Here is a 22,960-nt window from a genome sequence, read left to right on the forward strand (position 1 = left end):
ATGGGACGCATGTTCGAGGAATTCGAGATCGGCGCGCGCATCGAGACGCCGCGCCGAACCATCATCGATGCCGACATCATGCAATTTGCCGGATTGACCGGCGACTTCAACCCGCTCCACACCGACGACGTGTTCGCCGCCACAAGTGATTTCGGCGCGCGTATCGCCCATGGCCCGATGCTGGTCGGCATGGCCTTCGGACTGGCCTCGCGGGCCGGCCTGTTCGAAGGCACCGTGCTTGGCCTGCTCGATCTCGGCTGGAAGTTTACCGGGCCGGTACGACCCGGCGACACCGTAACGGTCGTTGTCGGCGTTCTCGACAAGAAACCGACGCGGAAGCCCGACCGTGGCGTAGTCGACTTTCAGTTCGAAATCCTCAATCAGCGCGATGAGATCGTGCAGATCGGGACGGCAAAAATCCTGATCAAGCGACAGCCGGAGAAGACGACGATCTCAAACGATCGTTGACAGCCGGCCCGGTTCGTTTAATGAATGATATTCATTATAAGCCGTCACTGAATGCGGCATGCACCGAATGGGAGGACCGCAGGCATGAGCATCCCCGAGACCGGATCGCACGGCGACAACCGCCCTTCCATGTTTGCGCTCGATGAAGAAAAACAGGCCATCCTCGATCAAGCCGATCGCTATGGCCGCAACGAACTCTACCCGCTTGCAGAGCGGATGGATCGCGAAGAGTGGTGGCCCAGCGAAGCGTTCCGCAAGATCGGCGACAGCGGGTTTTTCGGCGCCACCATTCCAGAGGAGTTCGGCGGCGCTGGCATGGACCTCACCTCCGCAGGGCTGGTGCTGCAGGGATTTGCGCGCTGGAATCATGCTCTGGCACTGTCCTGGGTTGCGCATGACAATCTCTGCGCCAACAACATCTACCGTAACGGCAACGACCAGCAGCGCCGCAAATACCTCCCCGATCTTTGCGCCGGGCGAACGGTCGGCGCACTCGGCCTCACCGAGCCCGGCGCTGGATCGGATGCGTTGGGATCTATGCGGACCACGGCGCGCCGCGACGGCGATCACTATGTGCTCAACGGCGGCAAGATCTACATCACCAATGGCCCGGTCGCCGATGTGCTGCTGGTCTATGCCAAGACCGATCGCGACAAGGGCGCGCACGGCATCTCCGCATTCATCGTCGAGAAGGATTTTCCCGGCTTCAAGGTTGCGCAGAAGCTCACCAAGATGGGCTATCGCGGCAGCCCGACCGCCGAACTCGTATTCGAAGACTGCCGCGTGCCCGCCGAAAATCTAGTCGGTGGCGAAAACCGGGGCGTCTCCATCGTGATGAGCGGCCTTGATCTCGAACGCGCGATGATCTCACCACTTTGCCTCGGCATTTCCGAGCGCGCACTGGAATTATCTATAGACTACGCCCAGACCCGCCAGCAATTCGGTAAGCCTATCGGCTCGTTCCAGATGGTGCAGTCGATGCTCGCCGACATGTATGTGCAGGTCGAAACGATGCGTACCTTCACCTATCGGACGCTCGCTGAAGCGGCCCCCCTGGAAGTCGGCGGCGGCGGTCGCGGCGATATCCATAAGCTGACGGCCGCATCGGTGATGTTCGCCGCCGAGGCCTGCCACAAGGTCTTGGATCTCGCCGTGCAGATCCATGGGGGCAGCGGCTACATATGGGAGTCCGAAATCAACCGCTTGTTCCGCTCGACCAAGCTGCTTGAGATCGGCGCAGGCACCACCGAAGTCCGCAAAATGATCATCGCCGGCGAGCTTCTGAAAGGAGATGCGCGCCATGGCTGACGCCGTTTCAAACGACGGCGCACAAAGCACCACGGTCAAGCTCGGCCTGACCGATGACGAACTGTGGTCGCGCGCAACCGTCTATGCCCCTACTGCCATGAGCGGCAAGACCGTCATGGTGTCCGGCGCAGCCGGCGGCATCGGGCGCGCCATCGCCTGGCTGTTCGGGCGCCTCGGCGCACATGTCATCGTCGTCGGCCGCAATCGGGAGAAACTCGACGCGCTGGTCGATAACATGACTGCAAGGCAACTGAAGGCGACGCCGTATGTCGCGGATATCAAGGACGCGGACTCCGTCGCAAAGCTGTTCGAAGACGTCGCTGCAGCGCATGGCCAGATAGACTGCCTGATCAACAGCGCGGGCGGACAGTTTCCGCAGCCGGCCATCGACTTTTCTGTAAAGGGCTGGAACGCCGTCATCAGCACCAATCTCAACGGCACCTGGTATATGATGCAGGCGGCAGCGCAGCACTGGCGCGACGCTGGCCGTCCCGGCAACATCGTCAATATCGTGGTCGTCACCACCCACGGCCTCTACGGCATCGCGCATTCCGTCGCGGCGCGCTCCGGCGTCATTGGCCTGTCACGCGCCGTCGCCGTGGAATGGGCGCCGCTGAAAATCCGCGTCAACTGCATCGCTCCCGGCGCCATCGAGACTGATGGATGGAAGGTCTATACGCCAGAGGCGCGCGCCGCCTATCCGCGCTCCAACCCGATGATGCGTGCGGGCACGGCCTGGGACATCGCCGAGTCCTGTGCCTATCTTGCCTCGCCCTCCGGCAATTTCGTCACCGGCGAGACCATAACCGTCGACGGCGGCGGCCAGCTATGGGGCGAAACCTGGACCACCGGTAAGCCTGACTATTTTACCAAGGGCAATTGAACGGAATAGCATCCTCAAAAAAGCGTGCGGAGTTCACTAATGTCTGCTTCGATCTCCGGCTCTGCCGACATCCTGCCCCGCGACCTTTTCGCGAACAAAACCGTCTTCGTCACCGGCGGCGGCAGCGGCATCAATCTGGGTATCGCGCATAGCTTTGCGCGACTGGGCGCGGCGATCGCTATCTGCGGCCGCTCACAAGACAAGCTCGATAACGCAGCCACCGCATTGCGCGCGAGCGGAGCAGTCGTATCTGCGATTGCTGCCGATGTACGCGTGCCCGAACAACTCGAAGCCGCAATGTCGGCGTCACGCGAGACGATCGGCGATATCGACGTGCTTATATGCGGCGCTGCCGGCAATTTCCTGAGCAAAAGTGAGAGTCTCTCGCCAAACGGCTTCAAGACCATCGTCGATATCGATCTGGTCGGATCGTTCAACGCATCCCGGATGGCGTTCGCGCAGCTGACACGAACGCGCGGATCGATTCTGTTCATCACGGCGCCGATGGCGCATATGGCGCATGCATTTCAGGCCCATGTCGGCCCCGCGAAAGCCGGCGTCGAGATGTTAATGAAGAACCTTGCCCTTGAATGGGGACCGTATGGCATTCGCGCCAACAGTATCGTTCCCGGCTTCATCGCCGACACCGAGGGCATGCGCCGTATCTCAGCGCAAGGCGGCGGTGCTGCGTTCGACGACTACATTCCGCTGCGCCGGATGGGGCATGTCGATGAAATAGGACACGCTGCCGCATTCCTGAGTTCGCCGCTTGCTGCTTACATCACCGGCACCTCGCTGTGGGTCGATGGCGGCCAGGCTCTTGCCGGCTCCGGATTCTTCAACGCCAACAGCGCCACTCATCTGGAGAATGCCAAGCCAGCACAATAGCCGAAGCTCCGAGAGACCGGATCAATCCGGCGCGGGCGCCATCACAGGGAGAGAAACATGTATCCGGGACATCACGTGACAGGTCGCGCCAATCAGGCAGCCTTCATCATGGCCGAGTCTGGCGAAAGCGTTACTTACGGCGAACTGGAAGCGCGCACCAACCGCCTCGCACACTTCCTCCGAAAGTGCGGGTTAACGCGACTGGATCACTACGCCATATTCATGGAGAATAACGCACGCTACATCGAGTGCTGCGGAGCCGGCGAACGGTCCGGATTGTATTTCACCTGCATCAATTCGTTTCTAACGGTCGATGAGCTTGCCTACATCGTCAACAACAGCGAATCTCAGATTCTGATTTTCTCCGAAGCGACCCGTACCGTAGCAACGGCGGCGCTCCGCCAATGCCCGAATATCACGACATGCCTCGTTGTCGACGGCCCTGGTGACGGTTCGATCATTCTCAATCTCGACGAAGCCACGCGCGCTTTTCCGAGCACGCCTCTGGCCGACGAGACGGTGGGCACGGCCATGCTGTATTCGTCGGGAACGACAGGTCGCCCCAAGGGAATTCTCAGGCCCATTCCCGAACAGCCGCCGTCGCAGCAGCTTCCGCTGTTCGATTTCCTGCAAAAGCTGTGGCGATACCGCGAGGGATTGATCTATCTCTCTCCGGCGCCGCTCTATCATTCCGCGCCGCAGGCGGCTGTCAATCTCGTCATTCGCAATGGCGGCACGGCCATCATCATGGAGCACTTCGATCCCGCGCGTTATCTGCAGTTGGTCGAAACCTACAAGCCGACACACACCCAACTGGTCCCAACCATGTTCTCTCGCATGTTGAAGCTGCCGCCCGAGGAGCGGGCGCGATACGACCTGTCATCGCTGGAGACCGTAATTCACGCCGCCGCTCCTTGCCCGCCGCAAGTGAAGGAGAAAATGATCGATTGGTGGGGACCGATTATTCACGAATATTACGGGGCAACCGAAGGACTCGGTTTCGCCGCTTGTGACAGTCAGCAATGGCTTTCTCACCGCGGCACGGTTGGCAAAGTCATGCTCGGAGATTTGCATGTTCTTGATGAGGACATGAAGCCGTGCCCGATCGGAACACCGGGTACGCTGTGGTTCAAGACCGCAACGCCGTTCGAATATTTCAATGATACATCCAGGACATGGGAGGCACGCTCCCAAGATGGCAGCATGACTACCGTCGGGGATGTCGGTTATGTCGACGACGAAGGCTTTTTGTATCTGACGGATCGGGCAACATTCATGATCGTGTCCGGCGGCGTCAACATTTATCCGCAAGAATGCGAGAACCTGTTGGTTACCCACCCCAAGGTCGCCGATGCCGCCGTGTTCGGTGTGCCGAACGAAGACCTCGGCGAGGAAGTGAAAGCCGTGGTCCAGCCAATGACAGGCGTGGAATCGGGGCCAGACTTCGAGCGGGAACTGATTGAGTTCTGCAAGACGCATTTATCTCATCAGAAATGCCCGCGGTCGGTTGACTTCGATGCCGAACTCCCGCGCCTTCCAACCGGAAAACTCTATAAGCGTGTGCTACGTGATCGCTATTGGGGTGATCGGAAAAGCCGTATTTTATAGATGCTGCGTCTGGAAGGGTTTAACCGGCGAGTGAGACGAATCTCGCTGCCTACCCGCTGAAGTCATTTGCCAAGTGTGCCGTACCGTGGCGCTACCAACGCACCCTCATGACGACGCTTGAAGACCTCGTGCAAAACCACGCGATCAACGATCCGATTTTCGAAAGCCATTGCCCCTCCACTTCTTGGGTCGGACACTATTCGACCGCAAGTAGAAGTGGCGAGATCCCCACAGCACGCTCCGGGCGAGCGCCTCTCTTTTTGTTCTACGTCAATTCATAGGGTTGGCTTTGGGTTTCCCACCCGGCGGGCGGAATAGCGGGGAGCGGCTTGCGGCTGTCTTAATTCCGTCGTTTGCCTCTAGCATCGGCCACAATCCTGGTCTATTCGACCAGAATGATTAAAGCGCGGACCGCCAAATTCCAGATTGGACAGATCGTCCGCCACCGGATCTTTTCGTTCCGGGGGGTGGTGTTCGACATCGATCCGGAATTCAACAACACCGAAGAGTGGTGGCTGTCGATCCCCGAGGACGTCCGTCCGCACAAGGACCAGCCATTTTACCACCTGCTGGCCGAGAACTCTGAGTCGGAATACGTCGCCTACGTCTCCGAGCAGAACCTGCTCCCCGACGAGTCCGGCGAGCCGATCCGGCACTCCCAGGTCGCCGAGATCTTCATCAAGGACAAGTCCGGCAGCTACCGGCCGCGCAATCCGTCGCTGAACTGACGCCGGGCCGTCCGGGCTTCCATGTCCAGGCATCTGTTACCGCGTTCAGGATTGTGGTAAGTTTGTCGCTGGCGAGGAGCAGTTGTATGGCGCCCGGTAAGGTAATCAGCGTCAAACTCGGCGCGCAGCAGAAATCCCTGCAGCGCCATCTGGAGTCCGGCCGTTACGATGACGCCAGCGATGTGGTTCGCGACGCTCTCCGCGCTCTCGATCAACGCGATGCGTTAGTCGACGAAGTTTTACGCGAGGATGTGAAGGCCTCGATAGCCGACAAGCGTCCCAGCACTCCCATCGATGAGGTGTTCAAGCGGGCTCGCGCTCGGATCGCCCGGAAGACAAAATCCTCCGCACGTGGCGCATAAGGTCGTTTTTCGCCGACATGCGGAGAAACAGCTGATCGAGCTGGGCGAATATATCGCCTTTCATGCAAGCCCCCAGATCGCCAATGGCTATCTCGATCGCATCTACGAGACCTGCCTCGCGCTGGAGCATTTTCCCGAGCGTGGCAGGCGCCCCGATGACATCCTGAAGGGGTTACGGACGATCGGCTTCGAGCGCCGCGTGACGATCGCATTTCGGGTTTTGAAAACCCAGGTTGAGATCGTCAGCATCGCCTATGGTGGACGGGATTTCGAGAGCGAACTCCGAAGACGCCGATAGGAGAACGCCTCCTCAACCCAACAAAAAAGGCGCTCATTTCTGAGCGCCTTTTCGTTTGTCTGTTGAACCAGCCTACTTGGCGGCCGGATTGGCCGGAGCCGCCGCTGCTGCGCCAGCTGCGGGCTGCTGGGCTTCGAGCTTGGCGCGGGCTTCCGCAGCGCGCTTCTGCAGCTCTTCCTGCAGTTTCTTCTGGGTTTCTTCGAACACCTTCGGATCGGTCGGCGGGCCGTCATAGGCCTTGGCGAATTCGGCCAGCGGCAGCGGCAGCGTCAGCGGTGCGCCGTTGGAATTGATCGCCTGAACGATCAGGTTCTGGCCCTTCTTCAGATTGGCCAGCAGTTCCGGGGTGACTTCGTAATCCGACATACAGCCGTTGGCGAAGCAGATCACATACGGGCTCTGCGCCGGGGCATTGTTGTCCACGATCACGCGGGTGCCGTGCACGAGCTGCATGCCGAGCGGCAGGGTCACGCGCAGGATCTTCTTCGGTTCGCCTTCCGGCTCGATGATGACGGCGGCGATGACGGGCTGGCCCGACTCGATGCGGCCGTCCTTGCCGGTGAAGCAGACCTGCTTGGCATTGGCGTCCTGGCCCTTGAGGCAGAACTTGGTCCAGGGTGCGTAGATCAGCTGAACCTGCTGATCGGCCGGGGGCGCGCCTGCGGCCGGGGCCTGGGCTGCGGGAGCGGCCGGAGCAGCGGCCTTCGGAGCGGCTTTCGGTGCAGCCTTGGGCGCAGCCGCCTTCGGGGCCGCGGCAGGTGCGCCGGGCGCAGGTGCCTGCGCATGCGCAACCGGAGCAATCAACGTGGCGGTCAAGGCCGTCGCCGCCAGAAGCGCGAAGCCCCGCCCGCGCGGCAGAACCGACGCAGCCAAGAGACGGAAATTCATTGCGGAAAACCCTTTCTGAACGGAGGCGCTCATATCCCGGAGGCGGCGCTGACAGTCACCCGTTGACGGGTGTCTCGGTGCCAATTACGGCCGTTACGTGACAGGCCGCGCCGTCCTCGTCAATTGTCCGCTTTCAATACAGCGGCCGACGAAAAGATCAATGGTGCCAGCCCTATTTGATGCATGGCACGGGTTCGGGGCGGGCAGCCATGGTAAAGTTCCTCTGTGAAATCAACCGAATCAAATCGCACAGATGCACAGGGTCTTTCGCCCCTGCGCAAACTGATCGCGGCGCTGGCCTGCTGGACGGCACTGGCCGGCCCGGTGGCCGATTCCGCACAGGCCGATCCCAGCCATGCCATCGCCATGCATGGCGCCCCGGCCCTGCCAGCCGATTTCAGGCAGATGCCCTATGCCAATCCCGACGCGCCGAAAGGCGGCCGCATGGTCCAGGGCGTTCTCGGCACCTTCGACAGCCTCAACCCCTTCATCGTCCGGGGCATCGCGGTGCCGCAGATGCGCGGCTATGTCATCGAGAGCTTGATGACTCGCGGCCAGGACGAGGCCTTCACGCTTTATGGCCTGCTCGCCGAAAGCGTCGAGACCGATGATGCAAGAAGCTTCGTCACGTTCCGGATCAATCCCAGGGCGACGTTCTCCGACGGCAAGCCCGTGCTTGCTGCAGACGTGCTGTTCTCCTGGCAGTTACTGCGCGACAAGGGCCGGCCCAATCACCGGCAGTACTATTCGAAGGTGGCCAAGGCCGAGGCGCTGGACGAACGCACGGTGCGCTTCGACTTCGGCGGCCAGGCGGATCGCGAATTGCCGCTGATCCTCGGCCTGATGCCGGTGCTGCCGAAACACGCCGTCAATCCCGACACGTTCGAGGAAACCTCGATGGCGCCGCCGCTGGGCTCCGGGCCCTATACGGTGACGGGTGTGAAGCCGGGCGCAGCGGTGACCCTCACCCGCAATCCCGCTTATTGGGGCCGCGACCTGCCGGTCAATCGCGGGCTGTGGAATTTCGACGAGATCCGCCTCGACTATTACCGCGAGGCCAACACCCATTTCGAAGCCTTCAAGCGCGGCCTCTACGACTTCCGCGTCGAGAACGAACCGCTGCGCTGGCACGACGGCTACACATTCCCGGCCGCCACCTCCGGCGAAGTGATCCGCGACAGCATCAAGACCGGCCTGCCGAAGCCGTCGGAATTTCTGGTGTTCAACACACGGCGACCGATGTTCGCCGATATTCGCGTGCGACAGGCGCTGACGCTGCTGTTCGATTTCGAATGGATCAACCGCACCTATTTCTTCGGCCTCTATGCCCGCTCGGCCGGCTTCTTCGCGGGCTCGGATCTCTCTGCCTATATGCGTGCCGCGGATGATCGCGAACGAACGCTGTTGCAGCCCTACGCCTCAGATATACCCGCCAACATCCTCGATGGCAGCTACCGCCTGCCGGTCAGCGACGGCTCGGGCCGTGACCGTCCCGCGCTGCGCGCTGCGCTGGCACTGCTCAAGGACGCGGGCTACGAACTTGTAAACAACGTGCTGCGGCGGCAGGCGGACAAGGCGCCCCTCGCCTTCGAGATCCTCGTCACCACCCGCGATCAGGAACGCATCGCGCTGGCCTATGCACGCGATCTCAAGCGCGCGGGCATCAATGCCAATATCCGTTCGATCGATGCCGTGCAGTTCGACCAGCGCCGCATCAATTTCGAATTCGACATGATCCAGAACCGCTGGGACCAGTCGCTGTCGCCGGGCAACGAGCAGTCGTTCTACTGGGGCTCGGAAGCCGCCGACAATCCCGGCACCCGCAACTATATGGGCGCGAAAAATCCGGCCGTCGACGCCATGATCTCGGCCATGCTGGAGGCCCGCGACCACGGTCCCTTCGTCGATGCTGTCCGTGCCATGGACCGCGCACTGATCGCGGGTTTCTACGCCATCCCGCTCTACTATGTCGGCGAGCAATGGATTGCGCGATGGAATCGGATAGAACGACCTTCGACCATCGCACTGTCTGGCTATTTGCCGGAGACGTGGTGGGCCAGAACGCTGCCAGCTTCGCCGCCGAACCGGAAGTGACACCGTGACCGCATCCACCTCGCCTACGCCGAATGCCTCGCCCACCCTCGACGGCCTGTTTCGTCGCATCCTCAGCCGGCAGCCGCAGGCGCTGGCGCTGGTCGATCCTGCCGACAAGCTGCGCATCACGGCGACGGAGCCGCAGCGGCTGACCTTTGCGGATGCCGACCGGGCGATCTCAGCGCTGACGGCACATTTCATGGAGGCCGGTCTCCCCGCCAATTCGGTCATCGCCGTCCAGCTGCCAAACACCATTGAATTCGTCCTGACCGTATTGGCCGCGCATCGCGCCGGCCTGATCGTCGCTTTGCTGCCGCAGCTCTGGCGACAGGCCGATCTGACCATGGCGCTGAATCGCTGCAGCGCGCGGGCGCTGGTGACGTCGAGCAAGATCGACGGCGTCAGCCATGCTGACCTCGTCATGAATGCTGCGGCTGAAGCCTTCTCGATCCGCTATGTCGGCGGCTTCGGCAGCGACCTGCCGGAAGGCATGACCCCGCTCGACGCCGTGGTGTCCGGTGAGTTCGTGGAGCCCACGCTCGCGGCGCAGGACGCCCGCCGCGCGGCCATCGTCTCCTTCGATGTCACGTCCGATGGCTTCCGCGCGGTGCCACGCACCCATCTCAACCTGATCTCCGGTGGCCTCGCCGTGTTCCTGGAAAGCGGCATGCCGCAGGGCGCCACGATCATGTCGGCGATGGTGCCGTCGTCTTTCGCGAGCGTCGCCTCATCGCTGGTAACCTGGCTGCTGTCCGGCGGCGTGCTGGCCCTGCATCATCCGTTCGACAATACCGCGCTGGAACGCGGCATCGCGGCCAATGCCTGCGACGTGCTGGTGGCGCCGGCACCGCTGGCACAGCGTCTTGCCGAAGGCGGGTTGCTGGATCGCTCGCCGGTGCTGCGTTACGTGCTCGGCCTGTGGCGGGCGCCTGAACAGGTCGCGGCCTCGTCCGCGTGGCCCGGTTCGCAGGCCTCGTTCACCGACGTCTATCTGTTTGGCGAAGCCGGTCTGTTCGGTGCCATCCGCGGCGGCGACGGCCTGCCTGTGGCCATCATGCCGGGCCCGCACGGCGCACCGCGGGCCCAGCAAGGCTCCTCCATCGCCGGCGACATCATGCTGACGCCAAGGGGCACGCTGGGCCTGCGCGGTCCCATGGTGCCGGTGCTGGCCTATACGGCCCAGGCCGACGCCAGCAACGCACTGATCCCCGCCAAGCCGCTCGATTATGTCGATACCGGCTATGTGGCCCGGCTCGATCGCGCGACCGGCGCGATCAATATTACCGCGCCGCCTTCCGGCATCATGGCCGTCGGCGGCTATCGCTTCCTGGCGCAGGACCTCAACGAATGGGCCAGGCGTCTTGGCGAGAACGCCATGCTGACCGCGCTGCCGGATCGCCTCAGCGGCTACCGGCTCGCCGGCCGCGCCAGCAATAACGGGCGCGCCCGCGACGCCCTCACGGAGCTCGGCCTCAATCCGCTGATGGTCGAGGCCTTCCGCGACCGTGCCGCCGCGGACTGAGCGAGGAAGAGCGGTCCGGAAAATGCAACGGATCTCATTGACCCTGCATTAAGGACGTCCGGCTAGCCTGCCGCGATCAGTTTCGCGTCAGAGGTAGCAGCCAAGCATGTCCGACCAGGCCACGATCGTCGCCGTCTCCAACCTGCAGCCGGCCGCGTTTGCGACCGCACTGGCGGAGAGCAACATCTTCCCGGTGGTCGATGCGACGTGGGGCGAGGCATTGGATGCGGTGGCACGGGTGCAGCCGGCCGCTGTGATCGTGTCGGCCTCCGCCGGGGATATGCCGACCTTCCAGGCGCTGGCGAAGCGCCTCGGCGCCAAGCAGCCTTATGTGCCGCTGATCGCGATCGATCCGGTCACGGACCTGCCCGGCCACGCGATCCCGCTCACGCAGACCGCCGGCAATTTCGATCGGCTCAGCGCGCGGTTGCGCAACGCACTTCGCCTTCGCACGCTACATGCCACGGTCATGCGGCGCCTGACCGCCGAAAACCTGCATCGCATGTCCCTGCAGTCGGACCCGCTGGACGATGCGACCGTGATGCTGATCGGCCGCGGCGGTGGTTATCCCGCCCTGTCCGTTGCGCTCGGCGAACGGGTGGGCGTGGTCGGCGCGCTCAGCATCGAGGCCGCCGCCAAGCATCTCAATGCGCGCGACCTCGACGGCATCGTCATCGGCGAAGGCTTCAGCACACGCGTCGTTGACGCGTTTCTCACTGTCCTCACCGAGGACGCGCGCTTCCGCAATCTGCCCGTTGTCGTCACCGTGCCCGGCCTGACGCCAAGCTACGATCTCGCCAATCTCGAACTGGTCGTCGGAGACGCCGACACCGTCGCGGCCACGGCGCTGCCGCTGCTGCGCCAGCACGCCTTCGAGGCACGTCTCGGCCGCACCTTGAAGTCGATCGAATCCGACGGGCTGCTCGATCCCGCCACCGGCCTGCTGACGATTGCAGCCTTCGAACGCGACATCGCAACCGCGGTCTATCACACGCAAACTCGCGGCGGCGGACTGTCGATGGCTCGGTTCTCGTTCGACAACATCCCGCTGCGCGCGCAGCGCGACGCTGCGCGGATCATCAGCCGGCTGATGCGGCGGATGGATTTCGGCACGCTGCAGAACGACGGCTCCATCGTGGTCGCCTTCGCGGAAACCGGCCAGCGCAACGCCCATATGATCGCCAGGCGACTCTCCAGCGTGATGAAGCACACCATGCATGGACCCAAGCGCGATGCGCGCAACGATCCCCACGTGGCCGTCATCACGATGGAGCCAACGGATACCGCGAAGTCGCTGCTGGCTCGCCTGCACGGCGGGGACGTGCAGCGCGCTGCGTCATAAGTTCCAGAAATAAAATCCGGAACGAAGTATCGATTGTCGCATTGTAGGTGCATCTGCAATGGAGACAACGATAATGAAAAAGCTCGCAATCATCACCGCTTCCCTCGCCCTTCTCGCCACGCCGGTTCTCGCGCAGTCGACCACCACAACGGGCGCTGCGCCCGCCGAGGCAAAGTTCTCGACCGTCTCCAAGGAGGAGATGTTCTCGTCCAAGCTCAAGGGCCTGAACATCACCAACCAGAAGGATGAGACGATCGGGGAGATCAGCGATCTCGCCATCAAGAACAATCAGGTCGACGCCCTGATCCTGTCGGTCGGCGGCTTCCTGGGCATGGGCGAACACTACGTCGCAGTCTCGCCGGCTTCGGTGAAGGTGAGCCTGAACAAGGACAACAAGTGGGTGGCGACCATGAACACCACCAAGGAAGCGCTGAAGGCCGCTCCGGAATTCAAGTATCCGAAGTAAGTACTATCAGTCGTTGAACGAGCGGCCGTCGGCAGCAATGCCGGCGGCCGTTTGTGTTACGCCGCCTTCTTGCTTTCCGCGAGCCCCGCCAGCGCGCGCAGGATTTCCGTTGCGCCTTCGAGACGTTCTTCCGGCGTTCCCCAATCCTGCAGGAACACCACCTTCATGTCCGGACGCACTTTGGCGGCCTGACCATATTGCCTGATGAAGAACACGAGTTTCTCCGGCTGCGCGAAGCTGTTGTCACGGAACGAGATGACAACGCCCTTCGGACCGGCATCGACCTTCTCGACATTGGCGCGGCGGCAATAGGCCTTGATGGCCGCGATCTTGAACAGATAGCGCACCTCGTCCGGCAGAACGCCGAAACGGTCGCGTAGTTCGGCGGCGAAGGCTGCAATCTCGTCGTCGGTTTCGAGATCGGCAAGCCGGCGATACAGCGACAGGCGAACCGAGAGATCGGCGACGAAATCGTCGGGGATCATCACCGGCATGCCGAGTGTAATCGTCGGCGACCACCGGTCGGCGACCGGCTCGGAGATACCCGACTTGAGCGCCAGGATCGCCTCTTCCAGCATCGATTGATACAGTTCGAAGCCGACTTCCTTGATGTGACCGGACTGTTCTTCGCCGAGCAGATTGCCGGCACCGCGAATGTCGAGATCGTGCGAGGCGAGCTGGAATCCTGCGCCGAGATTTTCCAGCGACTGCAGCACCTTCAGGCGACGCTCCGCCTGACCGGTGATCTTGTGCGTCGACGGCAGCGTGAACAGCGCATAGGCGCGCAGTTTGGAGCGGCCGACACGGCCACGCAGCTGATAGAGCTGCGCCAGGCCGAACATGTCGGCGCGGTGGATGATCAGCGTGTTGGCGTTGGGGATATCCAGGCCGGATTCCACGATCGTGGTCGACAGCAGGATATCGTATTTGCCGTCATAGAAGGCCGACATGATGTCCTCGATGACCGTCGGCGCCATCTGGCCATGGGCCACGGCCACCTTCATCTCCGGCACATGCTTGTCGAGGAAGTCCTTCACCTCGGCGAGATCGTCGATGCGCGGCACCACATAGAATGCCTGCCCACCGCGATAGCGCTCGCGCAGCAGCGCTTCGCGGATCATCAGGGGATCGTGCGGCGCGACGAAGGTCCGCACGGCGAGACGATCGACCGGCGCGGAGGCGATGATCGACAGGTCGCGCACGCCCGTCAGCGCGAGTTGCAGCGTACGCGGGATCGGCGTCGCCGAGAGCGTCAGCACATGGACATTGGCGCGGAGCTGCTTCAGGCGCTCCTTGTGGGTGACGCCGAAGTGCTGTTCCTCGTCGACCACGACGAGGCCGAGGTCCTTGAACTTGATCGACTTGCCGAGCAGCGCATGAGTACCCACGACGATGTCGATGGAGCCGTCCGCGAGGCCCTTCTTCGTCGCGGTCAGATCCTTCGGTGTCACCAGCCGCGAGGCCTGCGCGACATTCACCGGGAAGCCCTTGAAGCGCTCCGTGAAGTTCTTGGCATGCTGGCGCGCCAGCAGCGTGGTCGGCACCACGATGGCGACCTGCTTGCCTTCCATGGCGACAGCGAAGGTGGCGCGCATGGCCACTTCCGTTTTGCCGAAGCCGACATCGCCGCAGATCAGGCGATCCATCGGCTTGCCATGTTCGAGATCGTGCAGCGCGGCGTTGATCGCGGTCTGCTGGTCCTCGGTTTCCTCATAGGGAAAGCGCGCGCAGAACTCGTCATACTGCTCGCGCGGAACGACGATCCGCTCGGTCTCGCGCAGATGCCGCTCGGCGGCGATCTTGATAAGTTCGCCGGCAATTTCCTGGATGCGGTTCTTGAGCTTGGCCTTGCGCGCCTGCCAGCCCGAGCCGCCGAGCTTGTCGAGCTCGACATTGGTCTGATCGGAGCCGTAGCGCGACAGCAGCTCGATGTTTTCGACCGGCAGAAACAGCTTGGTCTCGTTGGCGTAGCGCAATTCGAGACAGTCATGCGGCGCGCCGCCGACCTGCAACGTCTGCAGCCCGACGAAACGGCCGATGCCGTGCTCCACATGGACCACGATGTCGCCGGCGGCGAGACTCGTCACCTCCGAGATGAAGTTGTCGAGCTTGCGGCTGGCCTTGCGCGGCCGCACCAGGCGATCGCCGAGGATGTCCTGTTCGCTGATCACGGCGATCTGGTCGGTTTCGAAACCGCTCTCCATGCCGACCACGGCCAGCATGGTCTCGTTGCGCGGCGTCGCCTGCACCGCGCGCCAGGAATTCACCATCTGCTGGTTCAGCAGCTTGTGATCCTTCAGCATGCTCGCCATGCGGTCGCGCGAGCCTTCGCTCCACAGCGCGACGACGACCTTCTTGCGCTCCGCCTGCAACGCCTGGATATGCGCGACCACGCGCTCGAACACGTTCACATTGGCGTCGGCGCGTTCCGGCGCGAAGTTGCGGCCAGCCCGTGCGCCCGCATCGACCACGCCCGGCGTGCCGTCCGGCACGGCAAACGGCGACAACCGCGCCATTGCGAGATCATCCAGCCGCTTGTGCCATTCGCTGTCGGTCAGATAGAGCCGCTCCGGTGGCAGCGGCTTGTAGATCGCGCCGCCGCCCGGGATGCCCATGGCCTCGCGGCGCGCTTCGTAATAGTCGCCGATCTGCTTGAAGCGTTCGGTGGCGGCATCCTCACTTTGCGGCTCGATGGCGACCGGCGTGCCCGGCAGATAATCGAACAGCGTGTCCATCCGGTCCTGGAACAGCGGCAGCCAGTGCTCCATGCCGGGATGACGGCGGCCTTCGCTGACCGCTTCATAGAGCTGGTCGTCACGTTCCGGCGCGCCGAACTGCGCCACATAGCCCATGCGGAAGCGGCGGATGGTTTCGGTGATGAGCTGGAATTCCGACACCGGCACGAGATCGAGCGCGCGCATGTCGAGATGGGTGCGCTGGGTCTCGGCGTCGAAGGTGCGGATCGATTCCAGACTGTCGCCGAAGAAGTCGAACCGCACGGGCTGGTCGAGGCCGGCCGGAAACAGATCGAGGATGCCGCCGCGTACGGCATATTCGCCGGGCTCGCGCACCGTGCCGGAGCGGGTGTAGCCGTTGTGTTCGAGCCAGGCGACGATGCTATCCATCGGCACCACATGGCCGGGCGCCACGGACAGCGCCTGCGCCGCGACGATCTCGCGGGCCGGCACGCGCTGGACCACGGCATTGACCGTGGTCAGCACGATCATCGGCTTGTCGCTGCCGGTGAGGCGCGACAGCCGCGCCAGCGTGGTCATGCGATGGGCGAGAATGCCGCCATGGGGCGACACGCGGTCGTAAGGCTGGCAGTCCCAGGCCGGGAACTGCAGCACCGGCAGGTCCGGTGCGAAGAATTCCAGCGATCGCGCGAGCTGCTGCATCCGCGGCCCGTCACGGCAGATCACGGTGAGGCTCACCGCCGGCGGCTTCGGCTTGGCCGCAACCGCGCGCGCCAGATCCGCAACGATCAGGCCCTCGGCCCCCTCGGCGACATTGGCAAAGGTCAGCGCACGGCCCGGCGCAAGCTGTGCGGCCGGCGAGGCAACGGGGGATTTCATAGAGGCTTGTCCAGATTCCGGAACTGCTTGATGCGCTCGAACAGCGGCGTGCGGTACTGCTCGTCCAGTTGGGTATCGCCGACAAAGGCCGGATAGAGCTCGGGGTCTTCGAGGCCGATCAGGTCTTCGAGCTGCTTGAGTTCGAGATCCGCCAGAATGCCGATCTCGGCATCCGCAAAGCGGCCCAGAATGAGATCCATCTCGCGCGTGCCGCGGTGCCAGCAGCGGAACAGCAGCCGCTTGCGGCGGTCATCCAGGCCATTGCTCGATCGTGTCGTTCCCGTCATCTGTCCATCCCGCCCAAAACCCGCAAACGCAGAAAGCCCGGACGTGCCGGGCAGGCTCATATAGCCCCCGCTCCCGCCCCTGTCAGCACCTCATAACGCATTGCTTTCGCCTTGAAATGCATCCAACTCTCGCAAATACCGTAGCTCTCTCGCCGTGCTGGCCACCTGAGTCGTCCTGATGCGCCCTGAAGTGCTCAATCCCCTGTTCGTCCCGGTCACATCAATGTCCGGCATCGGGCCGAAGCAGGACAAGCTGCTGCGCTTCCTGCTGGACCGCGCCGAGACGCCCCGCATCGTCGATCTCCTGCTGCATCTGCCGGTCAGCGTGATCGACCGGCGCGACAGGCCGAAGATCAACGAGGCCGAGATCGGCGCCATGGTGACCCTCGAAGTCACCGTCGATCGCCATCGCGAGCCGCCACCCGGCCGCTCCCGCGCGCCGCATCTGGTCTATGCCCATGACGACACCGGCACGGTGGTCCTGACCTATTTCCGCACCTATCCCGGCCAGATCGAAAAGCTGCTCCCGGTCGGCGAGAAGCGTTACGTCTCGGGCACCACGCAGCTGTTCGACGGCATGCTGCAGATCACCCATCCCGACCGCGTCGTCGACGAGGAAGGCTTCGCCAAACTCACGGGCATCGACGCGGTCTATCCGCTCACCCAGGGTCTCGCGATCACCTCGCTGCGCAAGGCCATTGCGCAGGCGCTGACCAAGCTGCCGGCGCTGCCGGAATGGATCAGCCCCGAAGTGATCAGGCGCTGCAAGTTCCCGTCGCTGGCGGAAGCCCTGCAGCGCGTCCATGTGCCGGTGGAGACCACCGACGTCCTGCCGGACGGCCCGTTCTGGTCGCGCCTCGCTTTCGATGAATTGCTCGCCGGCCAGCTCGCGCTGGCGCTGGTGCGCGCGCAACTGCGCCGTCCCGCCGGCGATCGCAATGCCGGCGATGGCCACATCCGCCGCAAGATCATCGACGCCCTGCCCTATGCGCTGACGCAATCGCAGCAGCAGGCGACCGCCGCCATTGCCGACGATCTCACCAAGCCGCTGCGCATGCTGCGGCTGCTGCAGGGCGATGTCGGCTCCGGCAAGACCGTCGTGGCATTGCTGGCAGCCGCCGCCGTTGCGGAAGTCGGCAAGCAGGCCGCATTGATGGCCCCCACCGAAATCCTCGCGCGCCAGCATATCAAGACCATCGCGCCCTTGGCCGAGCGCGCGGGCCTGCGCGTTGCCATCCTCACCGGCCGCGAGAAAGGCCGCGAACGCAAGGATATCCTCGCGCGGCTTGCCGCCGGCGAGATCGACTTCATCGTCGGCACCCACGCACTGATCCAGGACGATGTGGAGTTCAAGGCGCTCGCGCTGGCTGTCGTCGATGAGCAGCATCGCTTCGGCGTCCGCGAACGTCTCACGCTGACCAACAAGGGCAGCGCCGTCGATGTGCTGGTGCTGTCGGCAACCCCAATCCCGCGCACATTGGTGCTGACTTACTTTGGCGACATGGACATCTCGGAACTGCGCGAAAAGCCTGCGGGCCGCCAGCCGATCGAGACCCGCACCATGTCGGCAAGCCGGCTGCAGGAAGTCATCGACGGCATTGGCCGCGCGGTGGACAACGGCAAGCTGATCTACTGGATCGTGCCGCTGGTGGAAGAGTCCGAAATGGACGGCCCGAAACTCACCAATGCGGAGGAACGCTTCGAAAGCCTGCAGCAGCGCTTCGGCGACAAGGTCGGAATCGTTCATGGCCGGATGAAAGGCGCCGAAAAGGATGCGGCGATGGCGCGCTTCGCTGCGGGCGAGACGCAGATTCTCGTCGCCACGACGGTGGTCGAAGTCGGCGTCGATGTCCCCGCCGCCACGATCATGGTGATCGAGAATGCCGAGCGTTTCGGTCTCGCGCAGTTGCATCAGCTCCGCGGCCGCATCGGCCGCGGCTCGGAGGCGTCCACATGTCTCCTGCTCTATCGCGAACCGCTCGGCGAGATCGCCACCAAGCGCCTCAAGGTCATCAAGGACTCCACCGACGGCTTCCGCATTGCCGAGGAAGACCTCAAGCTGCGCGGCGAAGGCGATGTACTCGGCACACGTCAGAGCGGCATGCCCGGCTTCCGCATCGCGCGCTCCGAGGTTCATGCACAGCTCATCACGCAGGCGCGCGACGAAGCGCTGCGGATCCTGCAGGACAATCCGAAACTTACCGGCGAGCGCGGCGAGGCGCTGCGGTGCTTGCTGTATCTGTACGAACGCGACGAGGCGATCCCGCTGATCGGTGCGGGATAGCCCGCTTCAGCTCAGCGGCCTTGGTGGTCCGTAACGTTGCCGCAATGTTCCCCACTTAGGTTTGGACCTTGGCTTGTGGCGAAAAGGTGATTGCGTGCGCGTACTCCTCGTCGAGGATGAACCGGAAATGGCAGCGGCGCTCGCGGCCGCGCTCAAGGGCCACGACATGGTGGTCGACCGCGTTGCGACGATCGGCATGGCCGAGGAGGCCCTGCTCGCCAACACCTATGGCGCCATCCTGCTCGATCGCCAGTTGCCCGATGGCGACGGGCTCACCTTGATACCAAAATTGAGGGCCAGCGGCCTGCAGGCCCCCATTATCGTGCTGACGGCCCGTGGCGACCTTGCCGATCGCGTGGCCGGGCTTGATACCGGCGCTGACGACTATCTCGGCAAACCATTCGCGATCGAGGAACTACTGGCGCGGCTGCGCGCCGTGATGCGCCGGCCAAGCGATATGCCGGCCGAACTCCTGCAACTGGGCCGTCTCGCCTATAGCGCCGAGCATCGCCAGGCGAGCGTTGCGGGTATCGACCTCACCTTGCCGCGCCGTGAATTGCTGGTGCTCGAAACGTTGCTGCGGCGCTCCGGCCGAACCGTCGCGCGGTCCGCCCTCGAAGAAGCGGTCTATGGCTTCGACGACGAGATCCAGTCCAACGCTCTCGATACCCACGTCTCGCGCCTCCGCCGCAAACTGGCCGACGCCAATTCGGGGGTGGAAATTCACGCCATTCGTGGCATCGGCTATCTCATCAAGCGCGCGCCATGAACAGAATCCGCGGCAAGTCGTTGCGATGGCTGTTGGTCAGTCGACTCGTCGGCCTGCAGGCGCTGATGCTGACCGGACTGGTCCTGACCGTGGTGAGCGTGTTGTGGGCAGGCGGCTATATCGTCTCGCTCGAACCCGAGGACGAGACCATCAATGTGATCGAGAATGCCGTCGCGCGCGATCAGGCAGGCGCCATCATCGTGCGCGACACGCCGGCTCTGGCGCAACAGCGCGCCAGAATGCCGGAACTATGGTTTCTCGTCAGGGACAAGGACGGCCATCGCGTCTCGCAAGGTAACGTACCGCCGGAATTCGCGCGCATAGGCGATGCGCTCGATGACGTCGGCCAGGCCCGCCTCGGCTGGAATATCGGCGATGCTCCCCGCGCCACGGCACGCATGCGCTGGGTCAGCAGCGCAGCAGGCCGCATTCAAATTCTCGCCGGCTCCGGCGGCACTGTGCCGTGGCACCGCTTCGCCGCCGCCGTCGCAACGCTGTTTCTCAGCGTGGTGCTGCCGATTCTTGCCATGATGGCCCTGACGACTCTCGTTGCCACGCCTATCGTGGTCAGACGCGCGCTGCTCGGTCTCAGCCACACGGCAGCGCAGGCCAAACGGATCGATACCGACAAACGCGGCGCGCGCCTCACGCTGGACGACGTGCCCGGCGAGATCGTTCCGCTGGTCGTGGCCATCAACGATGCATTGCGCCGCCTCGACGAGGGCTTCGATCGCCGCCAGCGCTTTCTGGTCGATGCCGCCCATGAATTACGGACACCTATTGCCATTCTGCAAACCCGGATCGAGTCGACCGAACCCGGACCGCATACGGCCCGTTTACTCGAGGATGTCCGCCGTCTGTCGACGCTCGCCGAACAACTGCTGGACAGCGAACGGTTGAAGCAGACCGCGACGCCGCAGTCGGATATCGACCTCGTCGACGTCGCGCAGCATGTGACGTCGGATCTCGCTCCGCTTGCCATCGCAGCAGGCTACGAGATCGCATTCGAGAGCAGCGTGAAGCAGGCGCCGCTGTCAGGGGATCAAGGGGCACTGGAGCGCGCACTCGCGAACCTGATCCATAATGCGATCGAATATGGCGGGCGCCACGGAAAAATAGTCGTCAGCGTCACGGCGTCTTCCGTCTCGGTGACCGATGAAGGCCCCGGCGTCCCACCGAATGATCGAGAACGCGTCTTCGAGCCGTTCTACCGGATCAACAGCGGCTCGCGTGGCGCCGGCCTCGGACTCAATCTGGTTCGCGAGATCGTTCGGCTCCATGACGGCATGGTCGATATTCAGGACGGCCCGAATGGTGGCACGCGCGTCACCATGGCCTTCGGCTTGCGGTCCCGACGCTAGCAGCGATGCATGTTGAATATCTCCGCCTCTTTATTGCAACGTCAGGAACGTCACGTCATGTTCGCTCAATCTCCACTGCACATACCACATGCACCGCCGACGACCGTCGGCGTCGATGCACTTGCAATGGATAGTTCACATGACTGCAAACGGCCTCCTGCTCTTCTTCCGATCGCTCGCATCAGCCCCCCGAACCGTCGGAGCAATTGCACCGTCCGGGTCTGCCCTTGCCAACATGATCACCCGCGATATCAACGGCGCGACCGGCAAGGTGCTCGAGCTCGGCCCCGGCACCGGCGTCTTTACGAAGGCACTGCTGAAGCAAGGCGTGAGGGAAGGTGATCTGACGCTCATCGAATATGGCTCGGACTTCATGCGACTGTTGCAGCAGCGATTTCCGCATGCACGCGTATTGTGGATGGACGCCTCATGGATCGTTCCGCAAAAGGTCTTCAAACCCGCAACATTCGGCGCCGTCGTCAGCGGACTTCCGCTGCTCAACATGCCGCCAAACAAGGTCAACGCGATCCTGGCCGGCGCCTTCAACAGCCTCCGATCCGACGGCGTGATGTATCAGTTCACCTACGGGGTCCGCTGTCCGATCAGTCCTTGGCAGCTCGAACAGCTCGGCCTTCAGGCTTCCTGTGTCGGTCGCGTGCTGATGAACGTTCCGCCCGCCTCCGTCTATCGCATTACGCGCCGCCAGACCGTCGCCCAGGTGGCAGAATGAGCGCGATAGCGACAGAACTCGCCGATCTTGTCATCAATTGCGTTCACATTGGTGCTGTCGGGATCATCGGGCTTGGCATCGCCGAAAAGCTGTTTCCGTTCGTGCCGTCTTACGTCGCATTCGTGGTCATCGGCATCGTCGTCGCTGCGAAGCAGAGCGACCTCACATCAAGCATCCTCGCACTCGCGATCGGCTCAACGGCCGGTTCGCTGTGCTGGTATGGCGTCGGCCTGCTCCTCGGAGAACGGCGCAGCGCGACATTCGTGAGACGCTTCGGTCCCTATATCGGGCTGACCCCTGCCCGCTATCAGTGGGCGGCAACTGCGTTTCAACGAAACCTGGTCCTGATCCTCGCGGTCGGCCAGACGCTGCCCGTGATTAGGGTCTATATGGCGATTCCCGCAGGGGTGCTCGGCGTCTCCCTCCCGCGATTTCTGCTGGGAACGTTTGTCGGCAGCCTCGCATGGGCCGGGCCGCTGCTCGCGCTCGGCTTCTGGATCGGAGACCACAATTCGGACCCCGCCTTTGCGGCACTGATCGTCGTGGCGACATTGATCGGACTGGAAGCCCTGATCGTATGGGGCTGGCGCCGCTTCAACCGGCGCACATCACGCCGCCGCCCGGCAGCCAGCTAGAACGATGTCATGGCCAGCCGTCCGAAGCGGGCCGGACTGAACCCGGAATGACAGCATGAGGCACCCAAACATTTTTTTCCTATCCATATTGACAACATCCCCATCAGGTTTATTTTCCCTTCCGTCCTGCCCCACCGAGAGGGGCGATCGCGATCGTCACGATTGCGGGGCGGGATGCGGTGGACGCCGGAGATGCGGCGTCACGGGATGTGTGGGTACCGGCTGTCTGCGGGCAGGCCGCATCGCCTGTGGTCAGGATACCACTGGGACAGGCGGCATGGCCTGGTTGCGGATGGAACGGGCCTGCGGATCAAGTGACGGACGACCAGATTCGAAACGCGTCCGGCCCAAGAGCTGCGCTCCCCCGGCCCTGTCGCGCAGGGCCAAACAAGGGTGACCTTGATCGGTTGCCTGGGCAAGCATTCAGCAAGCCGACAAAACACCGCAGGCGGAACGTCGGGCAA

Annotated in this window: 20 protein-coding genes; 17 read left to right on the top strand and 3 right to left on the bottom strand. The window is 63.1% G+C overall.

The window, feature by feature from the left end; all coding sequences use genetic code 11:
- The 8 genes from ACEK02_RS14955 to ACEK02_RS14990 all read left to right on the top strand — a co-directional run bounded on the left by ACEK02_RS14955 (window position 1) and on the right by ACEK02_RS14990 (window position 6,543).
- Complete coding sequence (locus ACEK02_RS14955) at window positions 1-468, top strand: MaoC/PaaZ C-terminal domain-containing protein (protein ID WP_371422454.1); 468 nt, start codon at window positions 1-3, stop codon at window positions 466-468.
- An 84-nt stretch (window positions 469-552) separates the two neighbouring features.
- Window positions 553-1,776: an acyl-CoA dehydrogenase family protein gene (locus ACEK02_RS14960; protein ID WP_371422455.1), complete on the top strand. Its 1,224-nt coding sequence runs from the start codon at window positions 553-555 to the stop codon at window positions 1,774-1,776.
- The gene (locus ACEK02_RS14965) at window positions 1,769-2,659 is read left to right on the top strand and encodes an SDR family NAD(P)-dependent oxidoreductase (RefSeq protein ID WP_371422456.1); all 891 of its coding nucleotides are present in this window, start codon (window positions 1,769-1,771) and stop codon (window positions 2,657-2,659) included. The genes ACEK02_RS14960 and ACEK02_RS14965 overlap by 8 nt, the downstream gene beginning before the upstream one ends.
- A gap of 39 nt (window positions 2,660-2,698) precedes the next feature.
- Window positions 2,699-3,547 carry an SDR family oxidoreductase gene (locus ACEK02_RS14970; RefSeq protein ID WP_371422457.1) on the top strand — a complete coding sequence of 283 codons (849 nt, stop codon included), beginning with the start codon at window positions 2,699-2,701 and terminating at the stop codon, window positions 3,545-3,547.
- 57 nt (window positions 3,548-3,604) lie between these two features.
- The gene (locus ACEK02_RS14975; protein WP_371422458.1) at window positions 3,605-5,155 is read left to right on the top strand and encodes an AMP-binding protein; all 1,551 of its coding nucleotides are present in this window, start codon (window positions 3,605-3,607) and stop codon (window positions 5,153-5,155) included.
- A 395-nt stretch (window positions 5,156-5,550) separates the two neighbouring features.
- On the top strand, window positions 5,551-5,883 hold the full coding sequence (gene hspQ, locus ACEK02_RS14980) for a heat shock protein HspQ (protein WP_068731660.1): 333 nt from the start codon (window positions 5,551-5,553) through the stop codon (window positions 5,881-5,883).
- Between the two features lie 86 nt (window positions 5,884-5,969).
- Window positions 5,970-6,245 (top strand): type II toxin-antitoxin system ParD family antitoxin, encoded by a 276-nt coding sequence (locus tag ACEK02_RS14985; protein ID WP_371422459.1) that lies wholly within the window; start codon window positions 5,970-5,972, stop codon window positions 6,243-6,245.
- Entirely contained in the window at window positions 6,235-6,543 is a 309-nt protein-coding gene (locus ACEK02_RS14990; protein ID WP_371422460.1) for a type II toxin-antitoxin system RelE/ParE family toxin, read from the top strand. Before ACEK02_RS14985 ends, ACEK02_RS14990 begins: the two co-directional genes overlap by 11 nt.
- A 72-nt stretch (window positions 6,544-6,615) precedes the next feature.
- Here the strand turns inward: ACEK02_RS14990 and ACEK02_RS14995 are convergent, their stop codons facing one another.
- A complete protein-coding gene (locus ACEK02_RS14995) occupies window positions 6,616-7,431 on the bottom strand; it encodes an invasion associated locus B family protein (RefSeq protein WP_371422461.1) in 816 nt (271 codons plus the stop codon).
- Between the two features lie 294 nt (window positions 7,432-7,725).
- Here ACEK02_RS14995 and ACEK02_RS15000 point away from each other — a divergent pair, with 294 nt between their 5' ends.
- The 4 genes from ACEK02_RS15000 to ACEK02_RS15015 all read left to right on the top strand — a co-directional run bounded on the left by ACEK02_RS15000 (window position 7,726) and on the right by ACEK02_RS15015 (window position 12,855).
- Window positions 7,726-9,525 (top strand): extracellular solute-binding protein, encoded by a 1,800-nt coding sequence (locus ACEK02_RS15000; RefSeq protein ID WP_371422477.1) that lies wholly within the window; start codon window positions 7,726-7,728, stop codon window positions 9,523-9,525.
- 4 nt (window positions 9,526-9,529) lie between these two features.
- The gene (locus ACEK02_RS15005) at window positions 9,530-11,047 is read left to right on the top strand and encodes an AMP-binding protein (RefSeq protein ID WP_371422462.1); all 1,518 of its coding nucleotides are present in this window, start codon (window positions 9,530-9,532) and stop codon (window positions 11,045-11,047) included.
- A gap of 106 nt (window positions 11,048-11,153) precedes the next feature.
- Window positions 11,154-12,389: a GGDEF domain-containing protein gene (locus tag ACEK02_RS15010; protein ID WP_371422463.1), complete on the top strand. Its 1,236-nt coding sequence runs from the start codon at window positions 11,154-11,156 to the stop codon at window positions 12,387-12,389.
- A gap of 73 nt (window positions 12,390-12,462) precedes the next feature.
- Complete coding sequence (locus ACEK02_RS15015; protein WP_371422464.1) at window positions 12,463-12,855, top strand: PRC-barrel domain-containing protein; 393 nt, start codon at window positions 12,463-12,465, stop codon at window positions 12,853-12,855.
- A 56-nt stretch (window positions 12,856-12,911) separates the two neighbouring features.
- Here ACEK02_RS15015 and mfd read toward each other — a convergent pair whose 3' ends face one another.
- Both mfd and ACEK02_RS15025 read right to left on the bottom strand, forming a co-directional pair.
- Window positions 12,912-16,430: a transcription-repair coupling factor gene (gene mfd, locus ACEK02_RS15020; RefSeq protein ID WP_371422465.1), complete on the bottom strand. Its 3,519-nt coding sequence runs from the start codon at window positions 16,428-16,430 to the stop codon at window positions 12,912-12,914.
- Window positions 16,427-16,717 (bottom strand): succinate dehydrogenase assembly factor 2, encoded by a 291-nt coding sequence (locus ACEK02_RS15025; RefSeq protein WP_371422466.1) that lies wholly within the window; start codon window positions 16,715-16,717, stop codon window positions 16,427-16,429. Before ACEK02_RS15025 ends, mfd begins: the two co-directional genes overlap by 4 nt.
- A gap of 178 nt (window positions 16,718-16,895) precedes the next feature.
- On the opposite strand from ACEK02_RS15025, the gene recG reads away from it, so the two are divergent.
- From recG to ACEK02_RS15050, 5 genes are all read left to right on the top strand, one after another.
- Window positions 16,896-19,001, top strand: a complete 2,106-nt coding sequence (gene recG, locus ACEK02_RS15030; RefSeq protein WP_371422467.1) for an ATP-dependent DNA helicase RecG — start codon at window positions 16,896-16,898, stop codon at window positions 18,999-19,001.
- Window positions 19,002-19,095: 94 nt separating this feature from the next.
- Window positions 19,096-19,770: a response regulator transcription factor gene (locus ACEK02_RS15035; protein WP_371422468.1), complete on the top strand. Its 675-nt coding sequence runs from the start codon at window positions 19,096-19,098 to the stop codon at window positions 19,768-19,770.
- Entirely contained in the window at window positions 19,767-21,131 is a 1,365-nt protein-coding gene (locus tag ACEK02_RS15040; protein WP_371422469.1) for a sensor histidine kinase, read from the top strand. The genes ACEK02_RS15035 and ACEK02_RS15040 overlap by 4 nt, the downstream gene beginning before the upstream one ends.
- A gap of 139 nt (window positions 21,132-21,270) precedes the next feature.
- Window positions 21,271-21,861, top strand: coding sequence for a class I SAM-dependent methyltransferase (locus ACEK02_RS15045; protein WP_371422470.1), 591 nt, complete (start codon window positions 21,271-21,273; stop codon window positions 21,859-21,861).
- On the top strand, window positions 21,858-22,496 hold the full coding sequence (locus ACEK02_RS15050; RefSeq protein ID WP_371422471.1) for a DedA family protein: 639 nt from the start codon (window positions 21,858-21,860) through the stop codon (window positions 22,494-22,496). The genes ACEK02_RS15045 and ACEK02_RS15050 overlap by 4 nt, the downstream gene beginning before the upstream one ends.
- Window positions 22,497-22,960: the final 464 nt, after the last annotated feature.

This window comes from Tardiphaga sp., from assembly GCF_041424195.1.
Taxonomy (GTDB): domain Bacteria; phylum Pseudomonadota; class Alphaproteobacteria; order Rhizobiales; family Xanthobacteraceae; genus Tardiphaga.